Source organism: Streptomyces sp. NPDC041135, from assembly GCF_055592085.1.
The window spans coordinates 708,047-729,757 of the sequence record NZ_JBVIYZ010000002.1 but is presented as its reverse complement, the minus strand read 5'-3'; the positions used below and the strand labels follow the sequence as shown (position 1 = coordinate 729,757).

17 protein-coding genes are annotated in these 21,711 nt (G+C 72.2%); 9 read left to right on the top strand and 8 right to left on the bottom strand.

Going from position 1 to position 21,711, the window contains the following annotated elements:
- Window positions 1–451: 451 nt before the first annotated feature.
- Both car and ACZ6CZ_RS07500 read left to right on the top strand, forming a co-directional pair.
- A complete protein-coding gene (gene car, locus ACZ6CZ_RS07505; protein ID WP_469016108.1) occupies window positions 452–3,991 on the top strand; it encodes a carboxylic acid reductase in 3,540 nt (1,179 codons plus the stop codon).
- A 213-nt stretch (window positions 3,992–4,204) separates the two neighbouring features.
- Window positions 4,205–4,810 (top strand): TetR family transcriptional regulator, encoded by a 606-nt coding sequence (locus ACZ6CZ_RS07500; RefSeq protein WP_469016106.1) that lies wholly within the window; start codon window positions 4,205–4,207, stop codon window positions 4,808–4,810.
- Window positions 4,811–4,849: 39 nt separating this feature from the next.
- On the opposite strand, the gene ACZ6CZ_RS07495 is transcribed toward ACZ6CZ_RS07500, so the two are convergent.
- The 3 genes from ACZ6CZ_RS07495 to ACZ6CZ_RS07485 form a co-directional block, all read right to left on the bottom strand.
- Entirely contained in the window at window positions 4,850–5,590 is a 741-nt protein-coding gene (locus tag ACZ6CZ_RS07495) for an HAD family hydrolase (protein WP_469016104.1), read from the bottom strand.
- Window positions 5,587–6,816, bottom strand: coding sequence for an acyl-CoA dehydrogenase family protein (locus ACZ6CZ_RS07490; RefSeq protein WP_469016101.1), 1,230 nt, complete (start codon window positions 6,814–6,816; stop codon window positions 5,587–5,589). The genes ACZ6CZ_RS07495 and ACZ6CZ_RS07490 overlap by 4 nt, the downstream gene beginning before the upstream one ends.
- Window positions 6,817–7,120: 304 nt before the next feature.
- Window positions 7,121–8,125, bottom strand: coding sequence for a ScbA/BarX family gamma-butyrolactone biosynthesis protein (locus tag ACZ6CZ_RS07485; protein ID WP_469016098.1), 1,005 nt, complete (start codon window positions 8,123–8,125; stop codon window positions 7,121–7,123).
- 194 nt (window positions 8,126–8,319) lie between these two features.
- On the opposite strand from ACZ6CZ_RS07485, the gene ACZ6CZ_RS07480 reads away from it, so the two are divergent.
- Window positions 8,320–8,961: a ScbR family autoregulator-binding transcription factor gene (locus ACZ6CZ_RS07480; protein ID WP_469016095.1), complete on the top strand. Its 642-nt coding sequence runs from the start codon at window positions 8,320–8,322 to the stop codon at window positions 8,959–8,961.
- A gap of 48 nt (window positions 8,962–9,009) precedes the next feature.
- Window positions 9,010–10,023, top strand: coding sequence for an aldo/keto reductase (locus ACZ6CZ_RS07475; protein ID WP_469016092.1), 1,014 nt, complete (start codon window positions 9,010–9,012; stop codon window positions 10,021–10,023).
- A 184-nt stretch (window positions 10,024–10,207) separates the two neighbouring features.
- On the opposite strand, the gene ACZ6CZ_RS07470 is transcribed toward ACZ6CZ_RS07475, so the two are convergent.
- The 3 genes from ACZ6CZ_RS07470 to ACZ6CZ_RS07460 form a co-directional block, all read right to left on the bottom strand.
- Window positions 10,208–10,840, bottom strand: a complete 633-nt coding sequence (locus tag ACZ6CZ_RS07470) for a TetR/AcrR family transcriptional regulator (RefSeq protein ID WP_469016089.1) — start codon at window positions 10,838–10,840, stop codon at window positions 10,208–10,210.
- Between the two features lie 193 nt (window positions 10,841–11,033).
- Window positions 11,034–11,921, bottom strand: a complete 888-nt coding sequence (locus ACZ6CZ_RS07465; RefSeq protein ID WP_469016086.1) for an SDR family NAD(P)-dependent oxidoreductase — start codon at window positions 11,919–11,921, stop codon at window positions 11,034–11,036.
- A 206-nt stretch (window positions 11,922–12,127) separates the two neighbouring features.
- Window positions 12,128–13,003, bottom strand: a complete 876-nt coding sequence (locus ACZ6CZ_RS07460) for a LysR family transcriptional regulator (protein WP_469016083.1) — start codon at window positions 13,001–13,003, stop codon at window positions 12,128–12,130.
- A 122-nt stretch (window positions 13,004–13,125) separates the two neighbouring features.
- On the opposite strand from ACZ6CZ_RS07460, the gene ACZ6CZ_RS07455 reads away from it, so the two are divergent.
- Entirely contained in the window at window positions 13,126–14,124 is a 999-nt protein-coding gene (locus ACZ6CZ_RS07455) for an NADP-dependent oxidoreductase (protein WP_469016081.1), read from the top strand.
- A gap of 76 nt (window positions 14,125–14,200) precedes the next feature.
- Here ACZ6CZ_RS07455 and ACZ6CZ_RS07450 read toward each other — a convergent pair whose 3' ends face one another.
- Window positions 14,201–15,181 carry a 2-hydroxyacid dehydrogenase gene (locus ACZ6CZ_RS07450; RefSeq protein WP_469016079.1) on the bottom strand — a complete coding sequence of 327 codons (981 nt, stop codon included), beginning with the start codon at window positions 15,179–15,181 and terminating at the stop codon, window positions 14,201–14,203.
- A 160-nt stretch (window positions 15,182–15,341) separates the two neighbouring features.
- Here ACZ6CZ_RS07450 and ACZ6CZ_RS07445 point away from each other — a divergent pair, with 160 nt between their 5' ends.
- Window positions 15,342–15,860, top strand: coding sequence for a gluconokinase (locus ACZ6CZ_RS07445; protein WP_469016594.1), 519 nt, complete (start codon window positions 15,342–15,344; stop codon window positions 15,858–15,860).
- 76 nt (window positions 15,861–15,936) lie between these two features.
- Window positions 15,937–16,887 (top strand): DUF389 domain-containing protein, encoded by a 951-nt coding sequence (locus ACZ6CZ_RS07440; RefSeq protein WP_469016076.1) that lies wholly within the window; start codon window positions 15,937–15,939, stop codon window positions 16,885–16,887.
- A 44-nt stretch (window positions 16,888–16,931) separates the two neighbouring features.
- On the opposite strand, the gene ACZ6CZ_RS07435 is transcribed toward ACZ6CZ_RS07440, so the two are convergent.
- The gene (locus tag ACZ6CZ_RS07435) at window positions 16,932–18,299 is read right to left on the bottom strand and encodes a chloride channel protein (protein WP_469016074.1); all 1,368 of its coding nucleotides are present in this window, start codon (window positions 18,297–18,299) and stop codon (window positions 16,932–16,934) included.
- A gap of 606 nt (window positions 18,300–18,905) precedes the next feature.
- On the opposite strand from ACZ6CZ_RS07435, the gene ACZ6CZ_RS07430 reads away from it, so the two are divergent.
- Entirely contained in the window at window positions 18,906–20,735 is a 1,830-nt protein-coding gene (locus ACZ6CZ_RS07430; RefSeq protein WP_469016072.1) for a glycoside hydrolase family 15 protein, read from the top strand.
- Between the two features lie 2 nt (window positions 20,736–20,737).
- A complete protein-coding gene (locus tag ACZ6CZ_RS07425; RefSeq protein WP_469016069.1) occupies window positions 20,738–21,682 on the top strand; it encodes a cyclase family protein in 945 nt (314 codons plus the stop codon).
- Window positions 21,683–21,711: the final 29 nt, after the last annotated feature.

Sequence of the window (21,711 nt, the reverse complement as noted above, 5' to 3'; positions counted from 1 at the left end):
CTCAGGCGCCCCGGCACGGGCCGCACGGAGAAGCGCCGCCGGCGAGCGGGAGGTCGCGCCGGCCGGCGGACGGCAGGAGGCCGCCGCACCGCCCCGGGGGATGGACCGTGCGACGGCCGCCGGACGCAGCGTAGCCCGGCACCCCACGGTGCGGGGAGGCGACCGCGCGGCACCGGACACCCGGGCGCACGCGGTGAGCGGTATGTGCCACGGACATCGCGCACCTATAAGGGTGAACGGAAAAGTGAACGGCGTGGCGAGCGCGATCGATCACCTCTCCCCCGCCACCCCGACATCCTGGCGTCCATTTCTTTCCGCACGCTAAGCTGACCGCGCCCTGGCCACCGGAGGCGCATTCCATCCTGCGCCGGCCCGGCCCGCGGTGGTCTTCTTCGGCTTTCGGCCGGGCTCATGCGCCGGAAAGAATTCGCGGTCACAGAAAGGCGTGGTCATGGGTAATGACGCACCAGGTACCACCGTGCGCGCTCGCGCGGGAAAAAGCCGGAGGCAGCGCATTGCCGAACTGTTCCTGGCCGAGCCCGAGGTCGCCGGCAGCATGCCGATTCCCGGCGTGTTCGAGGAGGGCCCCGGACGGGGGCCGCGCCTGTCCGAGATCGTCAGGCGCACCCTCGAGGCGTACGCCGACCGGCCGGCGCTCGGCGAGCGGGCCAGGCAGTACGTCAGCGTGGACGGCCGCGTCACCGCGCGGCTGCTGCCCCGGTTCGACACCATCTCGTACGGCGTGCTGTGGGAACGGCTGAGCGCGGTCGCCGCCGACTGGTACCACCACCCGCACCACCCGCTGCGCGAGGGCGACTTCGTCGCGATCCTGGGCTTCGCCGGAACCGACTACACCACGGTCGATCTGGCGTGCGGTCAGGTCGGGGCGGTCGCCGTGCCCCTGCACACCAACGCCTCGGTCGATCACATCCGCCACCTCGTGGCAGAGGCCGCCCCGCGTGTCTTCGCCACCAGCACCGACCGGCTGGCGACCGTGCTCGAAGCGCTGGCCGGGCAGAACAGCGTGCAGCGGATCCTCGTCTTCGACCACCACCCCGAACTCACCGAGCACCAGGAGGCGCTGGCGGCCGCCGCCCGGCTGCTGGAGACGACACGGGCCCCGATGTCACTGGAGCTGCTGTCCGACATCGTCGCTCGCGCGGGCGCGTTGCCGCCCGCGCCCGAACTGCCCCCGGAAACCGGCCCCGAGGGCGCGCTGTCGGCGCTGCTGTACACCTCCGGGAGCACCGGCACGCCCAAGGGCGTGATGTTCCCGGAGTCGACGGTGTCCCTGATGTGGCGCCCGCCCGCGGGACCCGACGACCAGTACCCGTTGATCACGGCCAACTTCCTGCCGCAGAGCCACCTCGTCGCCAGGCGGCTGGTGATCAAGACGCTGGCCACCGGCGGCACCGCGCACTTCGTGGCCAACAGCGACCTGTCCACCCTCCTGGACGACCTGTCGCTGATCCGGCCGACCGAGATCGCCATGGTGCCGCGGGTCTGCGAGCTGCTCTTCGAGAGTTACCACGCCCAGCTCAGCCGGCGCGCGGCACACGGCGGGCCGAGCGAGTGCGACCACGCCGAGGTCATCGCGCACCTGCGGGACCACGTGCTGGGAGGGCGTGTCCTGCACGCACCCTGCGGGTCCGCCCCGCTCGCCCCGGAGCTGGCCACGTTCCTCCGCGACGCCCTCGACGTCCCCCTCCTGAACAGCTACGGCACGACCGAGACCGGTCTGGTGATGCTGGACCACCGCGTACAGAGCCCCCCGGTGACGCACTACAAGCTCGTGGACGTACCCGAACTGGGCTACTCCGCCGCCGACCTGCCCCACCCGCGCGGCGAGCTGCTGGTCAAGACCTCGCTCATCACCCCCGGCTACTACCGGCGCCCCGAGGACACCGCCGAGGCGTTCGACCAGGACGGCTACTACCGCACCGGCGACATCATGGCCGAGACCGCGCCCGGCGAACTGGTCTACGTCGACCGGCGCAAGAACGTACTCAAGCTCTCCCAGGGCGAGTTCGTCGCCCTGTCCAAGGTGGAGGCGGTGCTCGTCGCCAGTCCGCTGGTGCGGCAGGTCTTCGTGTACGGCAACAGCTCCCGCGCCTACCTGCTCGCCGTGGTGGTTCCGACCCCGGAGGCGATCGCGCAGGCCGGCGACGAGGCGGCGCTGAAGGCGGCGCTCAGCCGGTCGCTGCAGAGCGTCGCCGCGCAGGCCGGACTGGCGCCGTACGAGGTCCCGCGCGACCTGATCGTCGAGACCGTGCCGTTCAGCCAGGGCAACGGCCTGCTGACCGACTCGACCAAGCAGCTGCGCCCGCAGCTGAAGGAGCGGTACGGCGAACGGCTCGAGCAGCGCTACGCGGAACTCGCCGCGGGGCAGGCCGCGGAGCTGCGCACGGTGTGGCAGGACCGCGACCGCCCGGTGGTCGAAACGGTCGTCCGCGCCGCGCAGGCGCTGCTGGCAGGGCTCGACGTCGAGCCGGGCCCGGAGCAGTGCTTCACCGACCTGGGCGGAGACTCGCTGTCGGCGCTGTCCTTCGCCAACCTGCTGCGGGAGATCTTCGGCGTCGAGGTGCCGGTCGGAACCCTCCTGGGGCCGGCCAACAGCCTGGGCGGGATCGCCGCTCACGTGGAGCGCCTGCGCGGTGCCGCCGCGGCGCGGCGGGCCACCTTCGCCTCCGTCCACGGCGAGCACGCCACCTCGGTGCGGGCCGGCGACCTCACTCTGGACAAGTTCATCGATGCCGCGACCCTCACCGCGAGCACGGCGCTCCCCCGGCCGGCCGGCGAGCCGCGCACGGTGCTTCTCACCGGGGCCAACGGCTACCTCGGCCGGCTGCTGTGCCTGGAGTGGCTGCAGCGGCTGGCCCCGGTGGGCGGCACGCTGGTCTGCCTGGTGCGCGCCGCCGACGACGACGCCGCCCGGCAGCGCCTGGAGGAGTCTCTGGACAGCGGGGACACGACGCTCAAGAGCCGCTTCGCCGAGCTGACCGCCGGCGGCGCGCTGCGCGTGCTGGCCGGTGACATCGGCGCGCCGTGCCTCGGCCTCGGCGAGCAGGACTGGCGGTGGCTGACCGCCACGGTGGACCTCGTCGTGCACCCGGCGGCGCTGGTCAACCACGTGCTGCCGTACCGGCAGCTGTTCGAACCCAACGTGGCCGGCACCGCCGAGGTCGTCCGCGCCGCCCTGACCACCCGGCTGAAGCCGGTCGTGTACGTGTCCACCGTGGCCCTGGCCGCTCACGGCGGCGCCACGGCGGACGAGGACACCGACATCAGGGCCGGGAAGCCCGAGTACGCGATCGACGACAGCCACGCGGGCGGCTACGCCACCAGCAAGTGGGCCGGCGAGGTGCTGCTGCGCGAGGCCCACGACCTGTGCGGGCTGCCGGTGACCGTGTTCCGCTCCGGCATGATCCTGGCGCACGCCCGGTACACGGGGCAGCTCAACGTGCCGGACACCTTCACCCGCCTGCTGCTGAGCCTGATCGCCACGGGGATCGCGCCCGAGTCGTTCTACGCCGGCGCGGAGGGCGGCCGGCGCCCGCGGGCGCACTACGACGGCCTGCCGGGGGACTTCGTCGCCGCCGCGGTCACCGCCCTGGGCATGCGGACCGACGGGTTCCGGACATTCAACGTGGTCAACCCGCACGACGACGGCGTCTCACTGGACACCGTGGTCGACTGGCTGGCCGACAGCGGCATCGCCCTCCGCCGGGTCGGCGGCCACCGGGAGTGGCGTGCGCGGTTCGAGGCCGCTCTGCGGGCGCTGCCGCGGTCGCAGCGCCCGTACTCCCTGCTGCCGCTGATGGCCGCCTGGCGGGAGCCGCTCGTCCCCCGCACGACGTCGGTGCTGCCCGCCGAGCGGTTCCGCGCGGCGGTGCGCACCGCCGGCCTCGGCGCCGAGCGGGACATCCCCCACCTGTCCCGGCAGCTGATCGAGAAGTACGTGGCGGATCTCCGGCACCTGGGCCTGATCTAGCGCACCGGTCGCACACCCGTCGCACGGGCCTGGCCGGCCCGGGCGGCGGGATTCGGCCGAACACCGGCCTCCAGGCTGCCCAGGAGCGCGTTGGCCTCGCGATATCGCCGCGCGATCCGGTCCCGCGTGGATATGCTCACCTGCATGCGGTCCGCGTCGAAGGTCCGCCGAACATACCTTTGCGAAGGTTTTTTCTGATGAGGGAGGCTCCGCGTGACTCAGAAGCGTGCCGTCCGCACCCGGGCGCAGGTACTCAACGCCGCGGCGGAGGAGTTCGCCGCGCACGGCTACATGGGCACGACGCTGCTCGACGTGATCCAGCGCACCGGCATGACCAAGGGCGCACTGTACGGGCACTTCTCCTCGAAGGAGGAGCTGGCGGCGGCGTTGATCGAGGAGGCCGGGGACGAGCTGGGCAAGCGGGCGGCACGGGCCGCCGAGCCGGACACGGCGGCGGTGCGCACCTTGCGGGAGACCGTGCTGGACCTCGCCCGGCACCTGCGCCAGGACACGCGGGCCCGGTCCGCGTTGCGGCTGGCCGTGGAGAGCCCCCATCTGGACCGGCACGACCCCGGGCTGGTCCAGCGGATCTCCCTGCCGTTGACACGTGCCGTCACGCAGGCACAGGCCGGGGACGGGAACACCGGCGGATACCCTCCGGAGGCCGTGGCCCGCCTGCTGCTGTCGGTCTTCTTCGGGGTTCCGCATCCCGTGCCGCGTGACGACGCCGACGCCGCGCGGCGGTTCGACGACCTGTGGGCGGCCGTGTCCGGGCAACCGGGGGACGGACCGGCCGCCGCCGACCCGCACGAGCGCTGAGGCTCCGGGCCGAGGACGGACGACCGTCCGTACGGCCGGTCAGGCGCCGTCCCGGTGAGGGACGCCGGCCACCCGACCGGTGGGGACCGGGGCACTGACGTCCGGCGCGGCGTCTGGGTGCAGTACCCGCGCCCCCGGCAACCGCGCCATCAGTTCCGCCGAGCCGCCCACGACGACGGGGTGCCCCACCTCCGCCAGCATCGGCAGATCGGAGAGGTGGTCCCCGTACGCGTAACACCGCGCCGGATGCACGTCCGGACAGCGCCGCAGCGTGTCACGGACCGCCGTGCGCTTCGCCTCCCCGATACAGGGATCGCCCACGAGCCGGCCGGTCAGCACTCCGTCATGGGTCTCGGGGACCGAGCACAGCAGGCGCGTCGCACCCACGTCGGCCGCGATGGGCGCGAGGACGGCGGGGAACGACCCGGACACCAGGATCACCGTGTCCCCCGCGTCGCGGTGCAGTTCCAGCGCCCGGCGGGTGGCGGCCAGGTAGAAGCCCGGAGCCTCCGACCGTTCGGAGTACCAGGCCTCGGCCAGCTCCGCGACCCGGGCGGCGGGCTCACCCGCCCAGGCCCGGTAGTACAGGCGGTTCAGGGCTTCCCGGGGAACGCCGGCGGCCGTCCGGCGGGTCAGGTCCCGCCGGACGGCCGCCGCGAGGCGGGCACCCCGCGTTCCGCGGGTGCCGTGGAAGTAGTACGCGAGGAAGTCGAACAGCGACTTGACCGCGATGAGCGTCTCGTCGACATCGCTGAACACCAGGCGTCGCGACCGGCTCACCGCGGCCCCCGCGGTAGCGGCGCCGCACACTCGCCCTCGCCCCAGACGGCGTAGGCGCCGGCCGAGGCGTCCAGCCGCAGGGCGCCGTGCGCCGCCACCGTGTGCGTGTCCCGCCAGGCCCGCTGGACCTCGCTGGTGTCGTCACGGGCGTGGACACCGCCCGTCCTGAACAGCCGTTCCACGGCCTCCACCAGCAACTCGGCCGCCACCGCGGCGTCGCGCCGGTTGACCGCCTCGACCCGTGACGCGGTGGGGTCGGCGTCGGCGCGGGCTCCGGCCCGGTCCAGCAGCAGGGCCACGGCGTCGATCTCGGCGGCGGAGCGAGCCAGCACCCGCTGGACGGCCGTGTCGCCCAGGGCCGCCGGGCGCCCGGCGGGCGGGGTCGTCGCCCAGCGTGTCCAGGACCGCAGGGCGAGCCGGGCCGCACCGAGCGCAGGCGCGCAGAACATCGGGCCGCCGGCCAGATGCGCGGGTGCCTGGCGTGCCGGTGAGGCACCGGGCTCGACCACGGCGGCGAGCACGTCGCCCAGCGGGCAGGCGCGCCGGTCGGGGACGAACACCCCGCGTACGTCGACGGAGTTGCTGCCGGTGCCGCGCAGCCCGGTGCTGCGCCAGGTGTCCCGCACGATCACCTCGGAGCGCGGCACCGCCAGGACCCAGGCCGCGGCCCGCGCCGGACCGGCGGGGGCGGCCGCGGCCGGGCTGTCGTCGACCGGGGCCGCGAGCAGCACCCAGTGGGAGAAGTCCACGCCGCTGACACAGTCCCACCGGCCATGCACCAGCCAGCCGCCCGGCACCGGGCGGGCCGTTCCGGCGGGCGGGGTCAGGGCCGCGGCGATCAGCGTGTCGGGGCCCTCGGCCCACACCTCCCGCTGTCCTTGTTCGGGCAGCCTGGCGGCGTACCGCCCGTGCGCGGCCCAGAGCATGCCGCACCAGGCGGCCGAGGGACACTGTGCGGCGATCAGCGCCGTGGCGGTGATCAGGTCGGCGAAGCCGCCCTCCCGGCCGCCGAATCGGCGCGGCACGAAGTGACGTGGGACGCCCGCCTCCGTGAGCGCGGTCACGACCGCGGGGGCCAGCCGCCGGTCCCGGTCCGCCGCCGAGGCGGCACGCCCTGCCGCCCGGGCGACCCGCAGTACGGCGTCCTCGGTGAGCGTGCCGTCTGCTCGCTCCGGAAGGGAAAGGCCGGATCGCTGCTTTTCTTGCGGCTCAGCATGATCGAGCATGATTCAGCTCCTTGTCGAGCCGGACAGGATATGGAAACATACCTTCTTAATGGTTTCTTACTCGGAGGTGCGGATGCCGCGAGAGCAGGAACGCTCCCTGCGTACGCACACGCCGGCGCACGTTCCGGCACGGGAGGCACTCACGGCCGTGACGTCCGGCCCGCTGACCGACGCCGCTTCACACTCGGGCGCCGGGCGGCCGACGGGGCCCGCACACCTCACAGGGCGCGGTGGGCCTGTGCCCGCCCCGTACCTCGCGGGCCGCTGCCGCGGTCGGGGAGGGCCAACCGGCCCGCGCCCACCGCTACACCGCCGCGCCGGAGCCGACCGTGTCACGAGAGAAGGTGACCCTCTCGGGGACGGGCCGCAGGGTTCGGGTCAGCCACTCCATGGCGACCGTGGCGACGGCTTCCTCCCGCTGTACGGCGGTGATGTGCAGCCTCGTGACGTCCGGCGCGGTCGCCGGACGTCGCACCTCGGCGCACAGCCGCACCGGTTCGTCGAGGTCGGCGAAGGCCGGGCAGTCCATCCGGACGGCGCGCAGCACCGCTCCCGCGGGAACGTCGTGGCGGCGGTGCACCAGGTGGTGTCCCAGCTGACGGGCGCCTTCCAGGGCGACCATCAGCGGTATGTGGTCTCCGGGGTGGTCGAAGAGCACGGCGTGGTGGAGGTCGACCAGCAGCCGCCACTCCCCCGCCTCCGTACGGCCCAGCACGCTGTCCTTGGCCCGCAGCCGGCCGACGTCGGCCGCCGGCAGCCGCGTCGCGGCCACGTGCCCGACGCGGGCGGTCTCGCCCTGGCCCTGCGGCTCCGCCCCCCGCCAGCGGAGCCGCCGGTACAGCCGCTCGTCGACGGCGTAGACGCTCAGCCCGGCCCGGGCGCACTCACGTCCGGCCACGGACACCACGGCGTCCACCCGCATACCGAAGCGCCGGGGCGGCCTCTTCGCCACCCACGACCACTGGACGTCCAGCGTGACGTGCGCCGGGGTGTCCCCGACGAGGAGCGCCTCGTGGTCCGTGATCTCGAAGTAGGTGTCGTTGCCGACGAAGCGGTGTCCCAGCGGGATCCCGCAGTGCACGTGCGCCAGATAGACCAAGGCCTGGCGCACCGTCTCGGTCAGCAGCAGCGGGTCGGACACGCCCTGGGCGTCGGGGTAGTACAGCGCGTGGTCCCGGGGCCACTGGGCTCCCACGAGGAACCGGTCCTCGCCCACCCGCAGAGCGTCCGTGATGAAGACCTCCGCGACCGCGGCCCGGTGGACCAGGTGCCGGGAGACGGGTTGAAGGAACTGCAGAGAGGCATCCACTACTGCGGTGCCCGGTTGGCCTGGGACCCTGGTCGACAGTGCGTACGACTGCTCCATGGTCTCTCCCTCATTGGATTCGGGAATACCGTGGTGGTGCGACGTGAAAATATACCTTCGCACAGGTATCTTGCAAGGGAACTGTCTCGTGCGGGGCACGCGCACCAGGCACCGTCGAAGCGCACGGAAGAGGAATCATGAGCAACGCGAACAGCGCTCTCCGGACAGCCGCCGGGTCCAAGGCCACTCCCCCGCGGGAACTGAAGCAGGAACGGGCCAGCCGCACCCGGAAGCTGCTGCTCAACGCCGCTGCCACGGCCTTCGCCGAGAAGGGGTTCCCCACCGTCACGCTCCAGGACATCGCCGACCGCGCCGAGGTGACCAAAGGAGCCGTCTACTTCCACTTCACGAACAAGGAGGCGGTGGCCGTCGCGGTCACCGAGGAGTTCTACGCACAACTGCCCTCCATCGCCGAGTCGGTCACGTCCAGGCAGCTCCCACCGCTCGACGCGGTGGCCCAGCTGCTCCTGCAGACCGCGGTCGCCCTGCGGGACAACCCGGTGATGCAGGCCGGCGCCCGGCTCCAGATCGAACGGAACCTGGTCGACGCCGACATGCCGACGCCGTTCAGCGGGTTCACCCAGCTGATCACCGAGCTACTGGCACAGGCCCAGGCCGGCGGCACCCTGCGGCCCACCGCCGACGTCGCCTCCCTGGCCCGGGTCGTCGTCGCCGCCTTCTTCGGCAGCCAGCACATCTCCTGGGTCCAGCACAATCGCGAGGATCTCACCGACCGTGTACAGGAGATCATCGACGTCGTCCTCCCCCTCCACGCGTGATGTTCGCGCCCTCCCGGCCGCCCACCGCCGCACAAGGAGAAATCCCTCATGTCCGCCCTCACTCTCCCGCTCGTCCCCCTCGGCACCAGCGGCCCGTTGGTCGGCGCCCAGGGGCTGGGCTGCATGGGCTTCAGCGAGTTCTACGGACCCAGCGCACCGGACCAGGCGCAGGAAACGCTGAGGACCGCCCTCGACACGGGTGTCACCATGTTCGACACCGCGGACCTGTACGGCCACGGTGAGAACGAGGTACTCCTCGGCCCCTTCGTCCGCGCCCACCGCGAACGGGTCTTCCTCGCGACGAAGTTCGGCATCGTACGGGACCCGGGCCGGCGGACCTGGACCCAGGTCCGCGGTGACCGCGCCTACGTCCGTCAGTGCGTCGACGCGAGCCTGAAGCGCCTCGGCATCGACACGATCGACCTGTACTACGCCCACCGCCGCGACCCCTCGGTCCCCGTGGAGGAGACCGTCGGCGCGATGGCGGAACTCGTCCAGCAGGGAAAGGTCCGCCACTTGGGGCTCTGCGAGGTGACCGGCCAGGAACTGCGCGCCGCCCACGCCGTCCACCCGATCACCGCGCTGCAGTCGGAGTGGTCGCTTTTCAGCCGCGACGTCGAGACCTCGGCGGTCCCCACGGCCGCGGAACTCGGCGTGGCGTTCGTCGCGTACTCGCCCCTCGGCCGTGGCCTGCTCACCGGCGCGCTCCCCGACAGCAGCGAACTGAGCGCGGACGACGCCCGGTTGACGATGCCCCGGTTCGCCGGTGAGCACGCCCGCACCAACGCGGCGCTCCTCGAAACCGTGCGCGCGATCGCCGCGGACCACGCCGCGACTCCCGCGCAGATCGCACTGGCCTGGTTGCACCAGCAGTCCCGCGTCCACAACCTCACCGTCCTGCCCATACCCGGATCCCGCAGGTCCGCCCGGCTGCGGGAGAACGCCGCGGCGACGGCGCTCACCCTGTCCGCGGCCGAACTCGCCGCGCTCGAGCCACTGGCGGCTCAGGTGGCGGGTACCCGCTACGCGGACATGAGCAGCACGGCGGCAGCCCGCGAGTGACCGGCTGCCCCAGCGGCGGCATGCTGATGCGTCGGTTTCCGGTCAGGGCCACCCGTCAGCGTCACCTTCCGGTGGACCACCGGCCCGCGCATGGCTCCTGTCGCGCAGGCGCGTCCGGCAAGGACACGCCTGCGCGACGACAGCGACACCGTCGACCACGCGGTGGGCCGGACTTGTCGTTCAGTCACGGCTCTTGAGTGGGGGACCGAGTCGGATCTCGGTGGTGCACTCCAGATCCTGCCGGTACGTGGTGGATCCGCAGACCGCGGAGCAGCGCGGCGAGGTAGCGGTGTGCCGTGTCGATCCGGTCGGCGGGAGTGCCGCCGTGGACGGCGACGGCGTGGGCGATGCCGCACATCAACGGGACGAGATCGGAAGCGGACAGGTCGGGACGGACCACTGCGGCCTCACGGGCCCGGTCGAGGAGTTCGGTGCCGGTCGTCGTCAGGGACTGCTTGAGTTCCGTGGTGCGTGGGAGGGCGTCGGTCGGTGCGGCGGTGACCAGGGGCAGGGAGGCGTCGGTGATCTGCGCGTCGAGAGTCCGCGTCAGGAAGCCCTGCAGTGCGCGCCAGGGGTCCGTGTCGGCCAGCGCCTGTTCGCCGTGGGCGGCCAGGGCTTCCAGGCAGGGGGTGGCCACGGACTCCAGCAACGCCTCGGGGCTGGCGAAGTGCCGGTAGACGGTGCCGACCCCGAGTCCGGCACGGCGCGCGACGTCATTGAGCTGCAGCGTGACGCCCTGGTCGACCAGATCCCGGGCGATGGCGACGATCCGGTCCCAGTTGCGGGCAGCGTCCTTGCGTAGCTGTGTCGTCGTCATGGGTGGCCAGTCTCTGTCGCGTGCCCCGTCATGTGTGTCCGGCGTTCGATCATACGCAACCGGTCCCGGCGGTGGCCAAGTCGGCGCTTGCGAGGGTGCGCGAGGGCTCGGCCCGCCGGTCCGGTCACCTGTGGTGCTGGGCCGCCACCGTGGGTAAGGCCGGCCCGGGGTCCGCCGAAGCGGGGCCTGACGCCTACCTGGCCGCCGTGGGAGCGTGGGCTTCGCTGAGCCGTCGTACCGCGTCGGCGACGCGGTGGTCGGTGGCCGGGCGGAACGGGGTGACCGGACGCGCACGGGGACCAATGACGACTCCGGTCCGGCCGCTCAGCGCGTGGTCGGTGGCGGCGACGATCGAGGGCCTTGCCGCCGCGGACGCCGGGCCGGACGTGGACCGTTCGAACTTCCGGCGGACCAGCGGCCACAGCAGTCGCAGGGCGGGAGAGACGATCCTCGGGTCGGTCAGGGTGCCGTCGGTCATGTCGGTCGCGGCGCCTCCGGGATCGGCGGCGAAGACCGATACGCCCGTGCCGTCCAGCCGCGCGGCGAGGTCGAGGGTGTAGGCGAGGTTGGCGAGCTTCGCGCGGCCGTACCAGTGGAAGCCGTAGTAGCCGCCAGGCGGTTCGACGGCGTCGAACACCCGCTTGGCGACCCCGACCGCTCCCGAGGTCACGTTCACGATCCTGCTCGGTGAACCCGCCGTCAGCGTGGGGAGGAGCAGTTCGGTCAGCAGGTACGGCGAGAGGTGGTTGACGACGAACGACGCCTCGACGCCGTTCAGTTCGCGCCGGTCGGGGAACATCGCCCCGACGTTGTTGACCAGCACCGAAAGCGGGTCCCCCGAGGCCTGGTGCTCGGCCGCGATCCGGTCGGCCAGCGCACGCACCTGGTCGAGCGAGGAGAGGTCGGCGGCCAGGAACCGACCTGGCCGCGCCGGGCCCATGGCGTTGATCCGCTCCACCGCCCGGGCACCCCGGTCGGCGCTCCGTCCCACCACGGTGACCGCGAACCCGGCTGCGGCAAGCCCCAGCGCCGTCTCCAGACCGATGCCGGCCGTCCCGGCGGTGACTACGGCGTTCTTCATGTGTTCCCCCACTCGAGCAGAAAAACGGATACGTAATCCGCTTGCAGGAGTGACACTAGCACATAGGCGGATTACCTATCCGGTTAGCAAGGGGTCGGCATGGCCGTCGCGGTCGGCCTGGAATCGCATGCCCCCGCGCCCGCACGGGCCCCGTCGCCCGGCTGCCGCGGACGAGGCAGCCTCGACAGCGCGTCGGTCGGTCCCGGTCAGGCCGCCGGGGCGGACAGGACGGCCTTGGCCGCCCGCCGGAGATCGCTGATCATGGGATTCGGGTCGCCCTTGCGGCTGACCAGGACGACCTGGCTGGGGGGAGCGCCCTCGATCGGGACGGTGACGAGGTCGGGACGCAGTGAGCTACGCCGATCGCCGACCGGCAGCACGGCGATCGCCCTGCCGCTCGCGACGAGTTCGAGCTTGTCCTCGTAGCTCTCGATCGGCGGCACCCCGGCTCCGAGGATCCGGTACGACGTCCAGTCCGCGGTCTCGAACGCACACGGCGCCGCCTCCTCGCCGGCCAGCTCCTCCGCGGTCACCGACGCGCGGTCGGCCAGGGGATGTCCGCGCCGGACCACGAGCATCCGGGGCTCCTCGTACAGCGGGACGGTGGAGACGTCGTCGGCGGCGAGCGGCAGCGGGGCCCGCGCGATCAGGGCGTCGACGCGCCTGTCGGACAGCGCCCCGACGTCCCGGCAGCTCAGGTACCGGGTGGTGATCTCGGCGTCCGGATGACGGCGGCGCAGCTCCCGCACGGCGTCGGTGATCACCAGGTCTTCGACGTAGCCGATGATGATTCGTCCGGTCGTGACGTGTTCGCGTACGGCCTGCTCGGCCTGGCGGGCGGCCCGCAGCAGGGCCTCGGCCCGGGGCAGGAACGTCTGGCCGGCCCGAGTGAGCCGGGTGCCCTGGGGGGTGCGGTCCAGCAGGCGTGCGCCGAGATACTTCTCGAGTCGCTGGATCTGACGGCTCAGGGCCGGCTGGGCCACGTGCAGGTCCACGGCGGCCCGGCCGAAGTGCTGGTGCGCCGCCACCACGGTGAAGTAGCGCACGAGCCGCAGTTCCAGATCCCGTCCGAGATCGTTCACGCTTCCAGCGTACGGGTCATGCCCTTTCGGAATGACGCGGTTGCCGAACAGGTCTTGGACGGCCATGACGTCCTGGGCCTTGACTGAAGGAGCGACGTTCCCGAGAGAAAGCGACAGGCGCTGTGAAGGCGATCCAGTTCCACGAAGCGGGCGGGCCGGACGTTCTGCGGTACGACGAGGTGCCGGTTCCCGAGATCGGTCCGGGCGAGGTGCTGGTCCGGGTGCATGCGGCGGGCATCAACCCGCCGGACTGGTACCTGCGTGAGGGGATGAAGGTCATGCCGGCCGCGATGAGGCCGACCCTGCGGTTTCCCCTGATCCCCGGGACGGACATGTCGGGAGTGGTCCAGGCGGTCGCCCCGGACGTGCCGGGATTCGCCGTCGGTGACGAGGTCTTCGGCATGCTGCGATTCCCGGGATTCGACGGCCGGACGTACGCCGAGTACGTGGCCGCACCGGCTTCGGACCTGGCTCACAAGCCTGCCGCCATCGACCACGCGCAGGCGGCCGGGGTGCCCATGGCCGCGCTCACGGCCTGGCAGTACCTGGTTGATCTCGGCCACGACGTGCCGTCCCCGTTCACCGGCGAGGTGCACCGGCCGGTGCCGATCACCCCGGGGATGACCGTCCTGGTCAACGGGGCCGCCGGTGGAGTGGGCCACTTCGCGGTACAGCTGGCTAAGTGGAAGGGGGCACACGTGATCGCGGTGGCCTCGGGCCGGCACCAGCGGTTCCTGCGCGAGCTCGGCGCCGATGAGGTCATCGACTACACCAGGACGCAGGCCGCGGACGTGGTCAGCGGTGCGGACCTGGTGATCGACACCGTCGGTGGCCCGGACAGCTCACGCTTCCTGACCGTGCTCAAGCGCGGCGGCACGATGCTTCCGGTGTTCTTCGCCCAGTACGACCCGGAAGTGACGGAGAGCCTGGGCATCACCGTCTCGAACATCCAGGTGCGCTCCAACGGCCCCCAGCTCGCCGAGATCGGGCGACTGTTCGCCGAGGGCGCCCTTCAGGTCCGGGTGGACAGCACCTACCCGCTGTCCGAGGCGGGCAGGGCACACACGCGAGCCGCGCAGGGCCACATCCAGGGCAAGATCGTACTGACGGTGGTCTCGTGATCGCCGAACCTCCAGCAGGCGGTGGCGCGCACCATGCCCGCACCCCGGGCCCGCTGCATACGCCTGAGGGTGACGGTCAGCCGTCCGGTGCCGACCCCGCAGCGCGGTCCCGGGGAGCCGAGACGACGTGGGCCAGCGGTGCGCCGGCCGTATAGCGGGCCAGTTGGGCTCGGACCAGCGCCAGAGCGCGAGGCCGGAAGGCTGAGGTGGTCGCGGCCGCGTGCGGGCTGACCAGTGTGCCGGGCGCCGTCCACAGGGGATGCCCGGACGGCAGCGGTTCGGGGTCCGTCACATCCAGTGCCGCGCACAACCGGCCTGCCAGCACCTCGGTGAGGAGTGCGCCTGTTTCCACCACCGGGCCCCGTCCGACGTTGACCAGCAGGGCGCCGTCCTTCATCCGGCCGAGGAACCGAGCGTCGACCAACCCACGGGTGGCATGGGTGAGCGGCAGGGTGAGCACGACGACGTCGGCCCGTGGCAGCAGGTCCGTCAGCTCCGTCATCGCGTGCACGGGGCCCCGTGATGTCTGACGCGCCGTACGAGCGACACGGAGCACCGTGCACTCGAAGGACGCGAGGCGGGCGTCCACGGCGGCGCCGATGGACCCGTACCCCAGCAGCAGAACCGTGCGGTCGGCCAGGGCGGGCCTGAAGCCGGACGACCAGCGCTGCCGCTGCTGCGACCGGACGAACTCCGGGATGCCGCGCAGCGACGCCAGCGTCAGTGCCACCGCGTGCTCAGCGGTGCTCGTGGAGTGGATGTCTCCGGCGTTGCAGAGGACGACGTCCGGCGGCAGGTGCGGCAGCAAGTCCTCGACGCCCGCGCTCAGGGACTGCACAGCGCGCAGGCGGGGCAGCCGCGCCAGGACGGGCAGGGCTTCAGCGGTGAACGTGTAGGGGATGACGAAGAACTCGACCGTCTCCATGTCCCGGTCGGCCGGAGGCCGTCCGGTGCCGTCCCAGAACAGGGCGTGCCACGCGGGGGGCGGACCTCCCGCATCGGCCGGCGTGAACGGCATCAGAACGGCGGGTCTGCCGGGTCTCTCGTCGGGAGTCATCGACTGCACTCCAAGCCTGCCGACCAGGCGCCGTCTTCGGCGCACCGGCACGGCGGTCCGGCCGGACACTTTCCTCACACAGGGCGCGTCGCGGGCTGCGGGGCGATAGTGGACCTGTATCAGTGTTCCACCGTCATCTCAGGGAGGCTCGTTGGCCGCGGTGGCAGGCAGCCGGCGGGTGGTGATCGTGATGGGCGTCTCCGGTTCCGGCAAGTCCACCGTCGGAGCCCGGCTGGCCGGTCGGCTCGAGGTGCCGTTCCTGGAGGGCGATGAGCTGCACTCCGCGTCGAACCGCGCCAAGATGGCGGCCGGGCACCCGCTCAGTGACGCCGACCGTGAACCCTGGCTGGTCCTGTTCACACAGTGGATCCGGTCCACGGCGGCGAGCGGGCGCGGCGGTGTCGCCTCCTGTTCCGCGCTCAAGCGCGCGTACCGGGACCGATTCCGGAGCATGGGAGCGGACGTGTGCTTCGTGTATCTGGCGCTCGACCCCGAGGTCGCCCGGGAGCGGATGACCCGCCGTAAGGGCCACTTCATGCCCGCCGGCCTGCTCGACAGCCAGTACGCCACCCTGGAGCCGCTGCACGACGACGAACCGGGCATGACCGTCGACGCGACCGGAAGCCTCGACGACGTCGTGGCAGCCGCGCTGCGAGCCGTGACCGAGCCGGAAGGCTAGCGGCCGTGGGCACATCGAGCGGCGACGAGGTCAGGTCCGGTGTGACTGCGCCGGCTCCCGCCGTCAGGAGACTTGGATGGACCTGATCCACTTCCGTATGGTCATGCCGTCCTCGCTCACCCAGTCGGCCGTCGCCCTGCTCTCCTCGCACGACCGGGTCCTCAATCTGGTCGTCGTGAAGGCGGCCCACGTCCCGGGCGGTGACTGCGTGGAGTGCGACGTGATGCGCGGCGCCGCGAACGGCGTCCTGAGCGGCCTGCGTGAGCTGGGCGTCGACCGTGCCGGGGCGATCGCCGTCGACGACGTGGACATGATGTTCTCCGAGAGCGCCGAGCAGATCGAGGCCGCCCAGCCCAGCGCGCTCGTCCACGCCCCGCTGTGGGACGCGGTCGAGGCCCACATCCGGAAAGGAGGGGCCTATCCGCCGTCCTTCTATCTGTTCCTGGTCGTCGCCGGCCTCATCGGTTCCGTCGGCATCATGACGAACTCGCAGATCCTGGTGGTGGCGGCCATGGTGGTCGGCCCCGAGTACAACGCGATCACCAGTATCGCCCTCGGCCTGGACCGCCACCACGGCCGCCGGGTCCGGGAGGGAACGCGTGCCCTCACGGTCGGATTCCTGCTGGCCATGGTGGTCACCCTGGCCTTCGCCGCACTGGTACGAGCGGCAGGCCTGCAGTCCACAGCCTTCGAACTGGGTCTGCGGCCCGTCTCCCATCTCATCGACACACCGGACTTCTTCTCCCTCGCCGTCGCCGTGCTCGCCGGCATCGTCGGCATCGTCTCGCTCACCGAGGCCCGCGGCAGCGCGTTGCTCGGAGTCTTCATCTCGGTGACCACGATCCCCGCCGCCTCGGACGTCGCCGTCTCGCTCGCCTTCGCCGACTGGCACCAGGCGTGGGGCTCGCTGATCCAACTGCTGCTCAACGTGGTGGTTCTCGTGGTCGTGGGTGTGCTCACTCTGCGTGTGCAGCGCCGCCTGTGGCGCCGTGCGGCCCGTCGCGCCGCCGCACAGGCACAGCGCTGATCGAGGGCGCGGTCACCGTGCCACGGCACATGCACGCCCCCGGCTCAACTGCTCGCCGGCGTGGCGGTCTCCCGGGTGGCGGCTGCGGCGGCAGGCGGCGGGGTGAGCCTGAGTGTGAGGACGTAGGAGGTGACGACCGCCACGATCACCAGCGGCATGACGGTGAGCCCCTGCGTGCCCAGCAGCAGGGTGGCCAGCAGCAAGGCGGTCATGGGCAGCTTCAGCATCGACGCCGACATCGCGCCCACGCCCATCGCCAGGCCGGCCGTCACGCCGAGCCCGGGCAGGTGCGCAAGCGCGAGCCCGCCGGCCGCGCCGACGAACATGGCGGGGAAGACCGGGCCGCCACGAAAGGCCGCCATCGACACGCAGTACGCCGCTGCCTTGCAGACGATGAGCACCACCAGGGCGCCCGCCGAATACCGCGCGTTCGCGACGAGGAGGGGACCCAGGCCGCTCTGTCCCGAGTACAGGACCTCCGCGGCCGAGTGACCGGTCCACCGCGCGTAGAGCAGGGCGATCACCCCGACGACGACGCCCGCGAGCACCGTGGCCGTCAACCGCCGCGGTCGCACCAGGCTCAGCAGGCGGAGGGCAAGCCACCTGATGCCGACGCCGAGCAGGGCCGCCGCCGCTCCGATCAGGAGCGCCCAGCCGAACCCGGCGGCATCGGGCGTGGCGGCACGGGGGACGTCCGGCAGGGCCAGCGAGTAGGTGCCCAGGCCGGTCCAGGAGCCCAGGCCGATGAAGATGAGGGCACCGATGCCGGAGGCGAGCAGTCCGGGCACGAGGACGACGCCGAGCATCGGTCCTCCGAGGCCGGACATCTCCATGAGCAGGAACGCTCCGAGCAGCGGTGAGCCGAGCAGCGTGCTGATCGCGGCGAAGCTGCCGGAGGCTCCCACGACGGCGGTCGCCTGCCTCGGGAACGACTTCCGCGTCAGTCGCAGCGCGGCGACGGCGAGGCCGCTGCCCAGGGCGATGAGCGGGGCCTCCGGTCCGATGACGGCCCCGAGCCCGAGAGAGGCCAGTGCGGCGAGCGCCACGCCGGGCAGATTGACCGCCGGGGTCGGGCCCGAGGACACGAACCCGTGGGCCGGTTCATGGCCACCGTTGCCGGGCAGGTAACGGACGATCGGGCCGACGAGGAGTCCGGCCACGGTCAGCAGTGGCACCGGCCACCAGTCGGGTGTGCCGTGGAAGCCCAGGGCCTGGGGCAGGTCCGTGTAGGTGAGCGACTGGAGCGTATTGACGAGCGCGAGGAAACCGAAGGCCGCCGCGGAGATGGGGATGCCCAGGAGCGCCGCCATCAGCAGGAGAAGCACATAGGCGCGGCCGCGGACGAGTGACTGGGGGTCCGCGGCGGCCGCGGGGAACCGTGCGCCGGGCGCCGGGGGGCCGGGAGGGGTCACGACGCAGCCTCCGGTCCGTGCGGGGGTCCCGGCCGGTCCTCGGGAACGGCGGGCTCCGCCAGGCGTGGAGCACCTGTCTCCTGGGCCATCGCCACCCTTCCGGCCGCCGGCACTGACCCCTGATCGTTCCGGGCTCGTTGCTCCTGCCGGGGCGATCAGGGCGCAATGACAGGAACCCGGCTTCCGTCCGATCATCCCCGGCCGTGTCCCGATCGGCATCCCGTCATCGCCGTGCCGAGGTCATCGCCTCACCGCGGATGCGCGTCCGTAGCCGTGCGGACGCGCACACCGCGGCCACGGCGTGGTCCCCCAGCGGATGGTGTGCCGCTCGCCGGGGCCGAGGCGGACGAGTGCGGTGCCGGTGCGGAAGACGTCGGGCGGGCAGGTCATCGGCTCGACGGCGACCGCGCGCCGACGCCGAACCGAACGGGAGGGTGTCATCGGTGCAGCGCTGCGAGTAGCCGGCGCCCTGCCGAGTCGCACGGGCGCAGCGCTCCAGCCGTGACCGGCCGGCCCAGCGCGGTGGGGCGCACCGCTTCGGCGCGCAGGGATCACCCGCGTGGCCGATAGTGGGCCTAGGGGGTTCTCCCGAGATCCGGAGCAGCCATGGACCGCTACCCTCCCATCGCCGAACACGGCCTGGTGGGCGACCTCCAGACCGCCGCGCTGGTCTCGTCGCAGGGTGTTGTGGACTGGTTCGCCGCTCCCCGGTTCGACTCGCCCAGCATCTTCGCCGCCCTGCTCGACCACGACGGTGGCGGATACCTGCGGCTGGCCCCCGAACACCCCGGGCTGGTCTGCAAGCAGCTCTACTACCCGGACACGGCCATCCTGGTGACCCGGTTCATGTCGCCGGACGGGGTGGGCGAGGTGGTCGACCTCATGCCGCCGGAGCGGACCCGCACCGCCACCGACCGTCACACGTTGATCCGGGTGGTGCGGGCCGTGCGGGGGACCGTCGACTTCCGCCTCGAATGCCGCCCGCGCTTCGATTACGGCCGGGCCGGGCACAGCCTGGAGCTGGGCGAGCACCGGGGCCTGTTCCGGGCGCCGGGCATGGACGCACACCTGCAGGCCTCCTTCCCGCTGGAGCAGGACGGCCAGGACGCGTGCGGCCGGGTGACCTTGAACGCCGGTGAGTCGGCCGGTGTCGTCCTCACGGTCTGCGCGTCCGGGGGCGAGGCTCCCCCGCCCCTCACGGTGGAGGGCCTGACCGCCCAGGTCGACGAGGTCGGCCTCTTCTGGCAGGACTGGTTGCGCCGGTCGCGCTACCGGGGCCGCTGGCCGGAGTTGGTGCACCGTTCGGTCATCACCCTCAAGCTCCTCACCTACGCCCCCACCGGCGCCCTCGTGGCGGCAGCCACCATGGGCCTGCCCGAGCAGGTCGGCGGGGAGCGCAACTGGGACTACCGGTTCACCTGGGTGCGTGACGGCGCGCTGTCGGTGCGGGCCATGCTGGACCTGGGCTTCGTCGAGGAGGCGACCGCCTTCGTGCACTGGCTCGTGAGCAGGCTGCACGAGCGTGAGGGCCGTGAGGGCACGGACGGCGAGCCGCTGCAGACCATGTACCGCATCGACGGCGATCCCGATCTGCCGGAGGAGACGCTCGAGCACTTCGAGGGTTACCGGGGCTCCTCCCCCGTCCGTATCGGCAACGGCGCGGCCGACCAGCTGCAGCTGGACATCTACGGCGAGGCCGTCTACGCACTGGCCCAGGGCCGCGAGATCATGCCGCAGGCGACCTACCCGGCGTGGAAGACGCTGACCAGGATCCTGGACTGGTTCGCCGACGCCTGGGACCGGCCGGACGAGGGCATCTGGGAGACCCGCGGCGGCCGCCAGGACTTCACCTACAGCCGGGTGATGTCCTGGGTCGCCTTCGACCACGCGCTGCGGCTGGCCGAGCACTTCCGCAGGCCCGCCGACCTGGACAAGTGGCGCAGGACCAGGGACGCCATCTTCGAACAGGTCATGGAACGCGGCTGGAGCGAGCAGGAGGGCGCCTTCGTCCAGCACTTCGGCGGCGACGTGCTGGACGCCTCCCTGCTGCTGATGCCGAGGGTCGGCTTCATCTCCCCCAAGGATCCGGCGTGGCTGTCCACGCTCGACGCGATGGACCGCAAGCTCGTCTCCGACAGCCTCGTCTACCGCTACGACCCGGCGGCATCACCGGACGGGCTGCGCGGCTCGGAGGGCACCTTCAGTCTGTGCACCTTCCTCTACGTCGACGCGCTGGCCCGGGCGGGACGGCTGTCCCAGGCCCGCTACACCTTCGAGAAGATGCAGACGTACGCCAATCACGTCGGGCTCTTCGCGGAGGAGGTCGGGCCGACCGGAGAGCAACTGGGCAACTTCCCGCAGGCGTTCACGCATCTGTCGCTCATCATGGCCGCCACCACCCTCGACCGGGCCCTGGACGCGGAGCAGGGACGCTGACCATGGTCACCCGTACCCGCCCGGCAGGAGGGCCACGGCTCACCGAGGACGAGTTCGGCGTGCTGTACCGGCGCCTTCGCTCGCGCTCCGCCTGGGCCTCGGGACACCGGGGTGCCCTGGACGCGCTCACGCCCTCCCGGGTGGCGGCCGCCGCCCGGGAGGTGCGCACCGGCCGGACGGTCACGCTCGCCGCGCCGGTGGAGACGCGGCCCGGCCCGGACAACCCCGAACCCGCACGGCACCGCATGAGCGGGCAGCCGGACCCGCACACCGACGGCGGGCTCCAGTTCGCCCGGGACAGTTTCGCGATGAACGTCCACGGAGACGCCGACAGCCACATCGACGCCCTGTGCCATGTGGTCTATGACGGCACACTGCACGGTGGGGTGAGCGCGAGCAGCATCACGCCCGCCGGGGCCGGGGCGCTCTCCATCGGTGCGGCGCGTGACGGAATCGTGGGCCGGGGCGTGCTGCTGGACATCCCGCGGCTGCGCGGGATGCCCTGGCTGGAACCCGGTGACCAGGTCGGCGCCGACGACCTCACCGCGGCCGAGAGGGACCAGCACGTGCGGGCGCAGGAGGGCGATCTGCTGTTCGTGCGCGTCGGTCACCGCCGACGCCGTGCCGAGCTGGGCCCGTGGCATGCCGCACAGGAGCGCGCCGGGCTCCACCCGTCCGCGCTGGAACTCCTCGCCGACCGGCGGATCGCCGTGCTCGGCGGTGACGGCAACAACGACACGGCCCCCAGCTGCACCGAGGGCGTCGACTTCCCCGTGCATGTGCTGGCCATCCACGCGATGGGCCTCCACCTGCTGGACTACCTGCAGTTCGAGGACCTGGCACCGGTCTGCGAGGCGGCGGGACGCTGGTCGTTCCTCTGCGTGATCGCCCCGTTGAGACTGCCGGACGCCACCGGTTCACCGGTCAATCCGATCGCCATCCTGTGACCCTCGACCCTTGGCAAGGACGGGATTTT

Excerpts from the sequence above, each read along its gene's own strand:
- ACZ6CZ_RS07425 (WP_469016069.1), top strand. The coding sequence starts at position 20,738 with ATGGTCACCCGTACCCGCCCGGCAGGAGGGCCACGGCTCACCGAGGAC.
- ACZ6CZ_RS07465 (WP_469016086.1), bottom strand. The coding sequence starts at position 11,921 with ATGAAGAACGCCGTAGTCACCGCCGGGACGGCCGGCATCGGTCTGGAG.
- ACZ6CZ_RS07450 (WP_469016079.1), bottom strand. The coding sequence starts at position 15,181 with ATGACTCCCGACGAGAGACCCGGCAGACCCGCCGTTCTGATGCCGTTC.
- car (WP_469016108.1), top strand. The coding sequence starts at position 452 with ATGGGTAATGACGCACCAGGTACCACCGTGCGCGCTCGCGCGGGAAAA.
- ACZ6CZ_RS07480 (WP_469016095.1), top strand. The coding sequence starts at position 8,320 with ATGAGCAACGCGAACAGCGCTCTCCGGACAGCCGCCGGGTCCAAGGCC.
- ACZ6CZ_RS07440 (WP_469016076.1), top strand. The coding sequence starts at position 15,937 with ATGGACCTGATCCACTTCCGTATGGTCATGCCGTCCTCGCTCACCCAG.
- ACZ6CZ_RS07490 (WP_469016101.1), bottom strand. The coding sequence starts at position 6,816 with ATGCTCGATCATGCTGAGCCGCAAGAAAAGCAGCGATCCGGCCTTTCC.
- ACZ6CZ_RS07475 (WP_469016092.1), top strand. The coding sequence starts at position 9,010 with ATGTCCGCCCTCACTCTCCCGCTCGTCCCCCTCGGCACCAGCGGCCCG.
- ACZ6CZ_RS07470 (WP_469016089.1), bottom strand. The coding sequence starts at position 10,840 with ATGACGACGACACAGCTACGCAAGGACGCTGCCCGCAACTGGGACCGG.
- ACZ6CZ_RS07430 (WP_469016072.1), top strand. The coding sequence starts at position 18,906 with ATGGACCGCTACCCTCCCATCGCCGAACACGGCCTGGTGGGCGACCTC.